10 protein-coding genes are annotated in these 13,144 nt (G+C 44.6%); 4 read left to right on the forward strand and 6 right to left on the reverse strand.

Going from position 1 to position 13,144, the window contains the following annotated elements:
• Positions 1-393 precede the first annotated feature (393 nt).
• The 5 genes from mnmE to rpmH all read right to left on the reverse strand — a co-directional run bounded on the left by mnmE (position 394) and on the right by rpmH (position 4,483).
• On the reverse strand, positions 394-1,737 hold the full coding sequence (mnmE, locus tag AC3A8L_RS13955; protein WP_487962880.1) for a tRNA uridine-5-carboxymethylaminomethyl(34) synthesis GTPase MnmE: 1,344 nt from the start codon (positions 1,735-1,737) through the stop codon (positions 394-396).
• Positions 1,738-1,930: 193 nt separating this feature from the next.
• Positions 1,931-3,589: a membrane protein insertase YidC gene (yidC, locus tag AC3A8L_RS13960; protein ID WP_487962881.1), complete on the reverse strand. Its 1,659-nt coding sequence runs from the start codon at positions 3,587-3,589 to the stop codon at positions 1,931-1,933.
• 20 nt (positions 3,590-3,609) lie between these two features.
• On the reverse strand, positions 3,610-3,921 hold the full coding sequence (gene yidD / locus AC3A8L_RS13965) for a membrane protein insertion efficiency factor YidD (protein WP_487962882.1): 312 nt from the start codon (positions 3,919-3,921) through the stop codon (positions 3,610-3,612).
• A complete protein-coding gene (rnpA, locus tag AC3A8L_RS13970; protein ID WP_487962883.1) occupies positions 3,879-4,307 on the reverse strand; it encodes a ribonuclease P protein component in 429 nt (142 codons plus the stop codon). Before rnpA ends, yidD begins: the two co-directional genes overlap by 43 nt.
• 41 nt (positions 4,308-4,348) lie before the next feature.
• A complete protein-coding gene (rpmH, locus tag AC3A8L_RS13975) occupies positions 4,349-4,483 on the reverse strand; it encodes a 50S ribosomal protein L34 (RefSeq protein ID WP_236985236.1) in 135 nt (44 codons plus the stop codon).
• A 570-nt stretch (positions 4,484-5,053) separates the two neighbouring features.
• Between rpmH and dnaA the strand changes: the two genes are divergently transcribed.
• From dnaA to gyrB, 4 genes are all read left to right on the forward strand, one after another.
• Entirely contained in the window at positions 5,054-6,718 is a 1,665-nt protein-coding gene (gene dnaA / locus AC3A8L_RS13980; RefSeq protein WP_487962884.1) for a chromosomal replication initiator protein DnaA, read from the forward strand.
• A gap of 41 nt (positions 6,719-6,759) precedes the next feature.
• A complete protein-coding gene (gene dnaN / locus AC3A8L_RS13985; protein ID WP_487962885.1) occupies positions 6,760-7,863 on the forward strand; it encodes a DNA polymerase III subunit beta in 1,104 nt (367 codons plus the stop codon).
• A 107-nt stretch (positions 7,864-7,970) separates the two neighbouring features.
• Positions 7,971-9,077, forward strand: a complete 1,107-nt coding sequence (gene recF, locus AC3A8L_RS13990; protein ID WP_487962886.1) for a DNA replication/repair protein RecF — start codon at positions 7,971-7,973, stop codon at positions 9,075-9,077.
• Between the two features lie 21 nt (positions 9,078-9,098).
• Positions 9,099-11,519 carry a DNA topoisomerase (ATP-hydrolyzing) subunit B gene (gene gyrB / locus AC3A8L_RS13995; RefSeq protein ID WP_487962887.1) on the forward strand — a complete coding sequence of 807 codons (2,421 nt, stop codon included), beginning with the start codon at positions 9,099-9,101 and terminating at the stop codon, positions 11,517-11,519.
• Between the two features lie 356 nt (positions 11,520-11,875).
• Here the strand turns inward: gyrB and AC3A8L_RS14000 are convergent, their stop codons facing one another.
• Positions 11,876-12,601, reverse strand: coding sequence for a tetratricopeptide repeat protein (locus tag AC3A8L_RS14000; protein ID WP_487962888.1), 726 nt, complete (start codon positions 12,599-12,601; stop codon positions 11,876-11,878).
• Positions 12,602-13,144: the final 543 nt, after the last annotated feature.

The raw sequence follows: 13,144 nt of genomic DNA on the forward strand, positions 1-13,144 counted from the left end.
GAAGGCGCCTGTTTTCTCAGCAAGGCGCTCGAAGGGGCGCATGCCGGGGCCTATATGGATATAGGTCATTAGGGTAACGCATGGAGCAGTTACCGAGGCATGTAACGCTTTGGGCAACGCAGTTGAGGAAGTAGGAGGCAAGTATTATTGGGTAAAGTATTTTTTCCTCGGCGCTTAAGTTAATAGCATTGATGGGGAAGCGGGTTCTTTGAGTAACGCACCGGGGCTGGAAGCTCATTATTAGGTACTACTGGAGAATATTGTCGGGGAGCGGTTATTTGGGGATGTAACGCTTTGAGAAACTAAGATGAAGACGTTGAAAACAAGCATTATTGGATAATGCTTTTTTCCTTGTTCCTCGTCCCTAAGGAAGGAGGGCTATTGAAAGAGGGGTTACTTACCGATACAGAAGCTACTAAAGATGCGCCCTAGTAGTTCATCGGGGGTAAAGCGGCCTGTAATTTCGCTAAGGTGATCTTGCGCTAGACGAAGGTCTTCAGCAAGAAGCTCACCTGCGGCGTGGTGGTGTAACTGAAAGGCGCCATTCTCAAGGTATTGCTGTGCTTGTTTGAGTGCATCAATATGGCGACGTCGGGCGCTAAAGCCACCTTCGGTTGTACCTTGGAAGCCCATAATGCTTTTGAGATTTTCCTTCAAATCAAGAATACCGTCTCCAGTCTTAGCGGATAACCAAATACCCTGTGCTGGATCTTGAGGAATATCGTTTATTTGGTCGCTTTTGTTGTAGATGACAGTCAGTTTTTTTCTATAGTCGGTGTTGTTAAAGAACTCTGGCCAGTGAGCTTTGGTGTTGCGCTGTTCGCTATCGGTAGCATCGATTAATAGAATGATACGGTCGGCTTTATCGATTTCTTCCCAGGCGCGACTAATCCCCATCTTTTCGACAATATCATCGCTATCACGTAAACCTGCCGTATCGGTAATGTGTAAAGGCATTCCGTCAATGTGGATGTGTTCACGGAGTACATCGCGCGTTGTACCGGCAATATCTGTAACAATTGCGATATCTCTTTCGGCAAGGCGATTAAGTAAGCTCGATTTACCGGCGTTAGGCCGGCCGGCGATAACGACTTTCATTCCTTCACGTAAAATGACGCCTTGCTCTGCTTTATAAAGAACGCCTTGTAGCGTTAGCGCTATTTTGTCGAGTTGCTGGGTGACGTGTCCATCGGTGAGGAAGTCTATTTCTTCTTCTGGAAAATCGATTGCGGCCTCGACATATAACCGAAGCGCAATTAATTCTTCGACCAAGGTATTGATCGCAAGCGAGAACTCGCCTTGTAATGAATTGACGGCTTGTTTGGCAGCAGCCCTGGAACTTGCATCTATAAGGTCGGCTATGGCTTCGGCTTGGGCTAAATCGAGTTTGTCGTTTAAGAATGCGCGCTCGCTAAATTCACCGGGCCTGGCTAGTCGCCCGCCTTGTTCGGTTATTTGTTCTAGCAGCATATCTAAAATGATAGGCCCACCATGGCCTTGAAGCTCTACAACATCTTCACCGGTAAAAGAATTCGGGGCTTTAAAGAAAATTGCGATGCCGTGATCGATGGCTTGTTGATTAGCGTCGAGAAAGGGTAGGTAGTGTGCGTGGCGAGGTTTAAGTGTACTTGCGGTAATTGCCTGCCCAATAGCGAGTGCTTTGGGGCCGGAGATACGAACAACACCAACGCCGCCGCGGCCTGGTGCAGTAGCGACAGCGGTGATGGTGTCATTCATAAAGAGTCCTTCATGTTATTAATTACTTGTAACTATTCAGCAGTGTACAAATAGGCCGGCAAACTGATCCTTTTTTGGGCCGCTCAAGCCATCCTTGGGCGCTATGCAAGCGTTCCTGACGCTTGAATACCCAAAAAATAATCAATTCGCCTTTTGGGTGAGTATTATTTCGAGCCCACCTGAATAGTTACAATTACTTTTGGTTTTCAATTTGTTTGGTAATTACGTATTGCTGGATAATAGACAATGTATTGTTAACAACCCAGTAAACGACGAGACCCGCAGGGAAGAACATAAATAAACCGGTAAAAAATACAGGCATCCATTGCATTAATTTAGCTTGCATCGGGTCTGGAGGTGTTGGGTTTAAACTCTGTTGAATCCACATGGTTAAGCCCATGACTAAAGGTAAAACAAAGAAGGGATCTTTTACGCTAAGGTCGTGAAGCCATAAAAATGAAGCGTGGCGAAGTTCAACACTTTCCATTAGTGCCCAGTATAAAGCGATAAATACAGGCATTTGTAACAGCATGGGTAAACAACCGGCGACGGGGTTTACCTTTTCTGTTTTATAAAGCTTCATTAATTCTTGCGACATACGCTGGCGGTCTTCACCGTAGGTATCTTTAAGTGCTTGCATTTTTGGCTGCACTTTACGCATTTTAGCCATGCTGCGATAACTGATTGCAGATGGGTAGAAAAACAACACCTTAATTAAAAAGGTGAGAATTATAATTGCGATACCCCAGTTACCCACAATGCCATGAATAAAATCTAAGCCTGCGAAAAGTGGTTTAGCTATCATCCATAAAAAGCCGTAATCTACGGTGAGCTCTAAATGCGGTGCAATTTTTTCTAGCTCGCTCACATCTTTAGGGCCAGCATAAAATTGAGCGTTAATGGCTTCAGTTTGTCCTGCTGCGACAACAGTTGGTTCGCTTGCAAAGCTAAAAAAGTACATGTCGCTATTTTTAGCTTTACGTAATGTATAGGTGTTTTGTGTGTTGCTATCAGGAATCCAAGCGCTCATAAAATAATGTTGAATCATTGCGATCCAGCCACCTTGTTTGGTGTGCTTAAAGGATTGGTCTGCAATATCATCAAACGAATATTTATCGTAATTGGTTTCTTCTGTGGTCGTTGCTGCGCCTAAAAAGGGAGACATACCAACACCCGGTGCAATGACTGGGTTATAGGAGCTGCGTTTAATACTTCCGACCAAGCTGGCTTGCCAAGGTGTGACTGACTGATTGTTGATGATGTATTGTAAATTGACCAAATAACTGCCGCGAGAAAAGCTAAAGCGTTTGGTTATTTTTACATCACCTTGTTGATAGTTGAGGTCTACATCTAATGTATCAGCTGCGCCCATGTTGTAACGCTTGTTGGCACTGATAAAAGTTGGCCGGCTTGATTTGCTGTCTGTTCCATTGATACCGGCTAGACCACTGCGTGCAATATAGGTTGTGCCTGCGGTTTGATCTAACAGGATGAACGGCTCTGTTTTTTCGTCGCCCGTCACTAACTTATCGTTAAACTTCAGTAGCCCAACTTTTACAATATCACCACCCACAGGGTTGATGGCGATCTGTAAGGTATCGGTATTAATCTGAATTAATTTTTCAGGCGCTGTTACTGTCGCGACTGCCGCAGTTGTTTGTGGCAGCGTTTGAATATCAAATTCACTGACCTGTTCTGCCTGAGCATCTGCAGCAGTGACAGATTCACTGACTGAAGTAGGCTGGAGATTCAAGGCGCTAATTTTGCGCTCTTGAAATTCGTTCCAGCGAATAATCAATAAAAAGGTAACAACGAGAATGCCACCAATGATCGAGGTGCGTAGCCAATCCATTTTCATCTTGAGTTAAGCCATTAAGGTTTGGGAGTTTTTGGGGGTTGGGGAACTGGGTCGTAGCCACCGGTGTGCCAAGGATGACAGCAACCAATGCGTTTCGCACTTAACCAGCTTCCCTTAATCAACCCGTGGAGAGTCAATGCTTCTTCAGCGTATGCAGAGCAGCTAGGGTAAAAACGACAATTTTGTCCGAGCAAGGGGCTAATACAATAGCGGTAGCCTTTAACGATTATCAGCATTAACCACAACAATGGTAGAACCACCATCGTATGCCAAGGTTTACGCTTTAAGGTGCAAGCTGAGCTGCGCGCTTGATGATGCGTTTCCATAAGCCATTAAATGCTTGTTGAAGTTGCTGATTCGTTAGGGTATCGGCCCCTTTGCGGGCGAGCACTATAGCATCTATTGGGGGGAGATTGTGCTGTTGCAAGCGAAACGTCTCGCGGGCAAAGCGCTTTATTCTGTTGCGTTCATGCGCGCGCCGTACATGCTTTTTGGCGATAACGAGACCCAATCGAGCCTGGGTGTGATTATCGGCATTTAGGCGAGATAAAATAAGTAGGTGTTGATTCGATGCGCGAATAGGTGCGTTATCAAAAACGGGGGTAAAGTCGTGTTTATTGAGTAAACGCTGCTTTTTCGTGAAAATAAAAGAAGGGGAGGGTGGGGTGTTTGTACGTTGCTCATGAGGAGCTGATTGAGTAGAAGAATACATCTCTTTACACGAATATGCCGAACACCCCGACAAGCGCTAAATTAAGCCGCGAGTTGCTTACGGCCTTTGGCACGACGGCGAGTAATAATTGCGCGACCTGCTTTAGTAGCCATACGTGCACGGAAACCGTGAGTGCGTTTGCGTTTGATGACGCTGGGTTGGAATGTTCTTTTCATGATTCTAATACCTGAATGCGTGTTAATTCGGTGTTTACAAAGCGACAGGGTCGCAAAAAGTCGGCGGATAATACAGATTTTTGCTCATAAAAGCAACAGTGACGTTCTTATGTTTTTTGTAGTGGCTCAGTTTGATTTTGTCCACAACATGTAGTGTTTACACCTATTTCTTACAGGTTACCCAAGGCTTATGTACAGAGTTATTAACAATTTTAAGGGGTGAGCTTTATTTTAATAAACAGGAAAATACTTTATCCATAACCTTTGTGGGCTTAGCGCTGCAAGGGGTCTGGTAATTTTAAGTGCGAGAGTACGCATTTTTACCACATAAATACTCACAAATATGTGGATAACTTAGTGCCTAAGCGTTAAACTTTGCGCCCATTTTCAGTACCGCTTTCTGTATAACCTCATCCCTTATCTTTCGTATAAAACGTTTTGTTTTACTTTATAGAGTTGGATGAAAAGTATACAGATTTGTCATCGCATACTCTAAATATAAAGCGTGAAAATACCGCAAATAGGTCAAGGTTTTGCTATTCCTTTACCTGTAAGAACCGGAGATTATCATTGTCCAATTCCATTTGGGAAAAGTGTAGCCAGCAACTCGAAGGAGAGCTGTCAGCACAACTATTTAATACATGGATTCGCCCGCTAAGTGTTGAACCAGTTGAGCAGAGCGCTGGTTTGAGCTTACTAGCGCCGAATCGATTTGTATTGGATTGGGTGAACGATAAGTACTTACGGCGTATCGAAGAAATTGCTGCTCAAATGAATGGCAACGGTCAATGTCCTGTCACGCTTAAAGTGGCTCCTCGTCGACAAGCCGCATCACATTTTCGTCGGGACGGTGCGCAGCAGCGTTCAGATACTCGCTCTGCCGATGCTCAACCTCGATTTGGTGGCGATGTTCAAAGTCCAGCACCAGGCTACACTCAGCCTTACGAGCCCAGCGCTGGTAGCCAGTTTGAGCCTAGCGCTGAAAGACTCACATTGAATAATGATCCTAGTTATGGCCTAAACGCCGCGGCGCCCATTACAGTAAGCGAAGAGCCGCATATAAATGTAGAGCCCTATCAGTTGCCATTGCAGGGCAGTATGGGGAACCATATGGGGGGCGGCCACTTTGGTCACGGTTTACGTAACGACACCCCGCACCCACAAACGGTGGGTAAGCGCCTCGAAAAACAAGATATTGAAGGCGGTTTAGCGCATCGAAGCCATTTGAATACCGGCTTTACGTTTAAAAGCTTTGTTGAAGGTAAGTCTAACCAGTTGGGTCTGGCTGCTGCTACTCAGGTTGCCGAAAACCCCGGTGGCTCTTACAACCCGCTCTTTATTTATGGTGGTGTTGGTTTAGGTAAAACGCATTTGATGCACGCTGTTGGTAATGCCTTGTTACAACGCAAGCCTAATGCAAAGGTCGTGTATTTACACTCAGAGCGCTTTGTGGCCGATATGGTTAAAGCACTACAGTTAAATGCGATTAACGACTTCAAGCGCTATTACAGGTCTGTTGATGCTCTTTTAATTGATGATATTCAGTTCTTTGCGGGTAAAGAGCGGTCGCAGGAAGAGTTCTTCCACACCTTTAATGCATTGTTGGAAGGCGGTCAGCAAATCATTCTCACTTGTGATCGCTACCCCAAAGAAATTAACGGCTTAGAAGAGCGTTTGAAATCGCGCTTTGGATGGGGGCTTACGGTCGCCATTGAGCCGCCAGAACTAGAAACACGAGTGGCCATCCTTAAGACCAAAGCAGATCAGGCGCAAATGCTATTGCCGAACGATGCGGCTTTCTTTATTGCTCAGCGTATTCGATCTAACGTACGTGAACTTGAGGGCACCCTTAAACGGGTTATTGCTCACGCCCAGTTCACGGCAAGGCCCATCAGTATTGACCTTGTAAGAGAAGCCCTTAAGGACCTCTTAGCGCTTCAGGATCGTTTGGTGAGTATCGATAATATTCAGCGCGTTGTTGCTGAGTATTACAAAATAAAAATATCCGATTTACATTCAAAGCGGCGTAGTCGCTCAGTGGCTCGGCCTCGCCAAGTTGCAATGTATTTGGCTAAAGATCTAACTAATCACAGCTTGCCCGAAATTGGCGAGAGCTTTGGTGGTCGCGATCACACAACAGTGTTACATGCTTGTCGTAAGATTAAAGAGCTATTGGAAGAAAATGCGGACATCGCTGAAGATGTGAAAAACTTATTGCGCACACTCACAACCTAAGCCATCAAACTACAGAATTAAACCTTTAAAGAGATCTCATCATGCAATTTTCTATCGCACGTGATGCCCTGTTAAAACCTTTGCAGTTAGTCGCGGGGGTTGTAGAGCGCCGTCAAACAATGCCTGTATTAGCCAACGTCTTATTGGTGTTAGAAGATGATCACCTGTCATTAACTGGCACAGACTTAGAAGTGGAAATTGTTGGTCGCGTTAAAGTAGAGCAGGTTGCCGAAACCGGTGAGATCACCGTACCGGCTAAAAAATTCTTAGATATATGTAAGAATTTACCCGAAGGATCTACCATTGACTTCACTCTAGAAGATCAAAAGGTGAATGTATTTTGTGGCAAGAGCCGCTTTAACCTGAGTACTTTACCTGCCAGCGAATTCCCAGCGGTAGAACCGGGTGCAGATGATCTTGTCTTCAATACACAGCAAAAAGAGATTAAACGCTTAATCGAGCGCACTGGCTTTGCTATGGCTCAGCAAGATGTTCGCTACTACCTTAACGGTATGTTGTGGGAGTTACGCAGCGGTTCTTTACGTGCAGTGGCTACTGATGGTCACCGTTTAGCGATGTGTACCCGTGCGGTTAACGTTGAATACGATGATGTGAAGCAAGCCATTTTACCGAGAAAGGGTGTTGTTGAGCTTTCTCGTTTATTGACCGACCCTGATGGCAGTGTTCAATTAGTATTGGGTGCTACACATATTCGTGCGCATACAGCCGATTTCACCTTCACCTCTAAGCTAGTAGACGGTAAGTTCCCAGATTACGAACGTGTACTGCCTCGCAATGGCGATAAAATTGTTATGGGTGAGCGCGAAGCCTTACGTCAGGCTTTTACCCGTACCGCTATTCTAGCCAACGAAAAGTACCGAGGTGTTCGCTTTGTGCTTACCAGCGGCATGCTAACGGTTACTGCGAACAATCCAGAGCAAGAAGAAGCCGAAGAGCAGATTACTGTTGAGTACGAAGGTGGTGATCTTGAAGTTGGCTTTAACGTCAGCTATTTACAAGACGTTTCTAGCGTTATTGATTCCGCTCAAATGAAAATGACTTTGTCGGATACGAACAGTAGCGTACTGATAGAAGATCCAGAAAACACAGACTCGGTGTACGTTGTTATGCCTATGCGCCTTTAAGTTATCAAGCACTTAACGGTTAATTGTCATATCTACTATCAAGGCTTCGTTTGTAAGTTGCTGTTTTGCGCAGCCTTGGTAGCACCTCCTTATAGTAATACCTGCCAATGCCCATAACTCAATTGAAGATCCATGGTGTTAGAAACCTGAGCAGTGTGGAGCTAGAGTTATCGGAAGGGTTCAATTTCTTCTATGGCGAAAACGGATCGGGTAAAACCTCTTTATTAGAGGCTATCAGCCTATTAGCGCATGGTCGTTCATTTCGAACAGTTAATTATCGCCAGCTTATTCAACATGAAGAACCTCATATGTCTGTCTTTGCTGAGGTGGCTCAGCCGTCGGGTCTATCAAGTCGGGTTGGCGTACTTAGGCCTCATCGCGGGCAGTCCAGCTTTAAGATTGATGGTTCACCGATTTATTCTTCTGCGAGTTTAGCGTCGTTACTCCCTTTGCTGGTTATCAACTCTAAGTCTTTCGATTTACTTGATGGCCCTAGTAAGGTTCGCCGAGGAATGTTTGATTGGTTGGTGTTTCACGTGAAACATGAGTTTAGTGTTTTATGGCGAGATTACACAAAGGCTGTAAAGCAGCGCAATAGCCTGCTGCGACGTGATAAAATAAGCGGTTACGAGCTTGCACCGTGGGATATAGAGTTAAACCGTTTAGCGATAAGTATTGATACGTTAAGGCAAGAGTGCCTACAGCCGTTCTTACAGAAGGTTGAGAGTCTTATTCCAGATATCAACTTACCTGCTGAATATCGGATAGATATTCAATATCAACGGGGCTGGGCAGAAGGGCAGACGTTAAGTGATGTCCTAACGGATAGTTATACTAAAGATCGAAAGTACGGCTATACCACTTTCGGTGCTCATAAAAGTGAATTAAAAGTTTTAATTAATAAGCAGCCTGCGGCTGAAATCCTATCAAGAGGACAGCAAAAGTCACTGGTAGCAGCCTTTATGTTTGCGGAATTACAAATATTTCAGCAAATAATGGAGAAGCCCAGTGTATTGCTTATTGATGATTTACCGGCTGAGTTAGATCAACAGCATATAGAATGTTTAGCGAACTGGTTACAAGACTTGAATACACAGGTTTTTGTCACAGGTATATATGCTGAAGATATGGTTCGGCTACAGAATAAAATGAATAATAAACCTTGCAAGGTGTTTCACGTGAAACATGGCGAGATTAACGAGTGTAACCCCTAACACCTGAGGGAGAACGCCATCATGGCAGAGCAACAAGATTACGATTCGTCCAGTATTAAAGTCCTTAAAGGACTTGATGCCGTGCGCAAGCGCCCCGGTATGTATATTGGCGATACAGATGACGGCACAGGCTTACACCATCTGGTGTTTGAGGTTGTCGATAACTCTATCGATGAGGCGCTAGCAGGGCATTGTTCAGAAATTCGTGTCGTTATTCACCCAGATGATGCCATTAGTGTTTCCGATAACGGTCGTGGCATCCCTACAGAGATGCACGAAGAGGGCGTATCCGCTGCAGAAGTTATTATGACGGTACTGCATGCTGGTGGTAAGTTTGACGATAACACCTATAAAGTCTCTGGCGGCTTGCACGGTGTGGGTGTGTCTGTTGTAAACGCATTATCCGAGACTCTACGTTTAACCATTCGTCGTCAAGGTAAGGTCTTTGAGCAAACCTATCACCATGGTGTTCCAACAAAACCGTTGGAAGTTATTGGTGAAACTGAACAGCAGGGCACGAAGATCTACTTCAAGCCTTCTGATCAGACGTTCAACAACATTGAATACCACTACGAAATACTCGCAAAACGCCTTCGTGAGCTATCGTTCCTTAACTCTGGTGTACGCATTGTGTTACACGATGAACGTACCGGTAAGGAAGAAGCATTTGAATATGAAGGCGGTTTGAATGCTTTTGTCGACTATTTAAACCAAAATAAGTCCACCATTAACAAAGTTGTTCACTTCACCAAAGAGCATGACGACGGTGTTGTAGTTGAAGTGGCTTTGCAGTGGAACGATACTTTTACAGAGAATATCTTCTGTTATACCAACAATATTCCACAGCGCGATGGCGGTACTCACTTAGCGGGTTTCCGTAGTGCATTAACACGCTGTTTGAATAGCTATATAGAGTCAGAAGGCTTCGCCAAGAAAGAGAAGGTATCTACTACTGGTGATGATGCCCGTGAAGGCCTAACCGCGATTGTATCGGTAAAGGTTCCTGATCCTAAATTCTCATCACAGACTAAAGATAAGCTTGTTTCCAGCGAAGTGAAAACCGCTGTAGAGCAAGAGATGGGCGCGGCATTTAACGAATTTTTATTAGAAAACCCACAAGAAGCTAAGCTAATTGTAGGAAAGATGATGGAAGCGGCGCGTGCGCGTGAGGCTGCAAAGCGTGCACGCGACCTTACTCGTCGTAAAGGTGTGCTCGATATTGCTGGCTTACCGGGTAAGCTTGCAGACTGCCAAGAGAAAGATCCAAGCCTGTCTGAAATATACTTAGTGGAAGGGGACTCTGCGGGCGGTAGTGCCAAACAAGGTCGCGACCGTAGAACCCAAGCTATCCTGCCGTTGAAAGGTAAAATTCTTAACGTTGAAAAAGCCCGTTTCGATAAAATGATCTCGTCAGCTGAAGTCGGTACCCTGATTACAGCACTAGGTTGTGGTATTGGTACGCAGGAGTTCAACCCCGATAAGCTGCGTTACCACAGCATCATCATCATGACGGATGCCGACGTGGATGGTTCACACATCCGAACATTGTTATTAACATTTTTCTTCCGTCAAATGCGTGAGCTTGTAGAGCGCGGGCATGTCTTTATTGCACAGCCACCTCTGTACAAAATCAGTAAAGGTAAGCAAGAGCAATACTTAAAAGATGAAGCTGCACTCGAGCAATTCTTAACAAACGCAGCGATTGAATCTGTTGAACTTCACGTTGCAGAAGGCACACCAGCAGTACCGGGAGCGCAGTTAGAGAACCTTGTTGCTGAATTCCGTAAAACAATGAAAGTTATCGACAGGTTAACCAGAGTTTACCCACAGGAAATCCTCGAGTTATTAGTACATTCCAAGCCAATAACAGCCGAGGAATTAAGTGACTCTGCGCTAGTGGAAGCTTGGGTAGCAACAATTCAAGAAGGCCTAGTTCCTATTAATGCCGCCAGTAAAACGCACACCTACGACCTAACAGTGCAAGAAGATAAAGAGCGTAATATCTTTATCCCTGTATTGAATACAATGGCGCATGGTTTAGCGGAAGATACTCGCTTTGGTATAGAGTTTTTTGAATCGCCTGATTACAAAAACATGCTAAATCTAGGTGAGCTTTTAAACGGTCTATTAGAAGAGTCTGCTTATGTTAGCCGTGGTGAGCGCAAGCAACCCGTATCTAACTTTAAAGAGGCGCTAGAGTGGATTATGGCTGAGTCTAAGCGTGGGTATAACATCCAGCGCTATAAAGGTCTGGGTGAGATGAACCCCGAGCAGTTGTGGGAAACCACGATGGACCCAGAATGCCGCCGCATGCTGCAAGTAACTATTGAAGACGCAATCGGTGCGGATCAAATATTCACCTGCTTAATGGGCGACCATGTTGAACCACGCCGTGAGTTTATCGAAACCAATGCGTTGAATGTTTCTAACTTGGATGTTTAAAAAACTAATTTTTATGAGCTAATAAAAAGCCCGTTGAATCTCATTCTATTTTAAAAAATTGAAACCGCAGTTCTTACTGCGGTTTTTTTTGCTTAATGATTGAGGAGGATATGAAGGTCTCGATAGTGTGCTCCAAAATAGGAACTCGATAGTTTTGCTAAATATCTTCAATTAAAATGATGAAAAAAGGGCGCGAGACCGAAGCGATTCATTAAACAATTCAGTCTCGATATCCAATCCTATACCCATATAACAAGGCAGTAAGTAAGGGATAAGATATGTTTAATATATATGCAGCACGCGACATATATGATGGCTTTAAGTCGCTAAATCCAGGATCATTTCCTTTTGTCGGGTTAATTACAGTTAAGAGTATTATTAAATATATTTAGCCAGTCGTTGGCCTTACTTGATGATTTCTGGGTGCCAATGCCTCGGCAATAAAAGTAACCGGATATAAGTGCCGCGTGTTGATTACCTTTTTTTGCCGCTGCTTCATACCAATAGAGTGCTTGGGAGAGGTCGTTACTCAAGTGGCTGCCTTCGTAATGCTGCTTCGCGAGTTGCATTTGAGCATCAACATCGCCGTCGCGTGCATGAGATTTTAACTTCTCAGCCATTTTGGCGGAAGATATAGCTTTGCCTTGCTCATCATAGTACTGAACGCCAGTGTTGCTTGCAGGGCGGCTCATAGAGTTATGAATGCGATACCAATCCAATGCTTTGAGTAGATTTATATCAGTGGCTGTGCCATTTTCATAAATTTGTGCAAGTTCCCATGCTGCATCTGTAATACCAGCATTTACTGCTTGCTCAAAAAGACTTAGGGCATCAGCATAATGTGTTTGTTCTTTAAGGTGAATATAGCTAAGCGCTAAATAATATTGCTCTTTCGGGTAAAGGTTGTCTCTTGATTTGAGGGAGGTTGAAATATCTTGATAGCGCTGCTCAAAAAACGCCTGCGATGCATCAAAAATAGGGGGCCGATTATTTACAGGTTTCTGGCTGCATGAGGCAACGCTTATTGCGATACTTGAGTAAGCAATTAGTTGAAGCGCGAGGGAAGGGATCAGGTATTTCAAAGTATCATCTCTACATTAACGATAGTAAGCCAGTGTAGTATTTTGTTAGCAGGTGTAGAGCGATAAATATACCATCTGCCTAATTATCACTAGTCAGCCCTGGGTTTGTTGCTGGTAATAAGCCTCAAAATCTTTCGCCACATCGCGCACTAATTGTAAACTTTATCGTTTTGGAGCGTGCCCACCAGTTGTACTATCAATCGACTCGATTGCGTCATAAAGGAGCCTTTTATTCCTCATGCCATCTGAATATTGATCTGGGGGAAGGTTTAACTGTTTATCGAGAGGGCGTCGACTTGATTGCTGTCGTTGGCCATAGCTATTCCGGGTCACTGTCACCACCCCAGAATAGCTGGTCAACTTTCGAGCGGTCTCATTTTTGACATGGCTCAGCGGTACTAGCGCATCCGTAACAACAGACGTCTTTATTTCCTGAGTGGCCATATGGTCAAAATAGCCCTGTAGCAGTCGCCTCAAGAGCTTATATGTTTAAACTGTCTAGATTGAGTTGCACGCTTATATTCGACCTCGTTAAAGAGTGTA

It is taken from the genome of Marinagarivorans sp. (genome assembly GCF_982758155.1).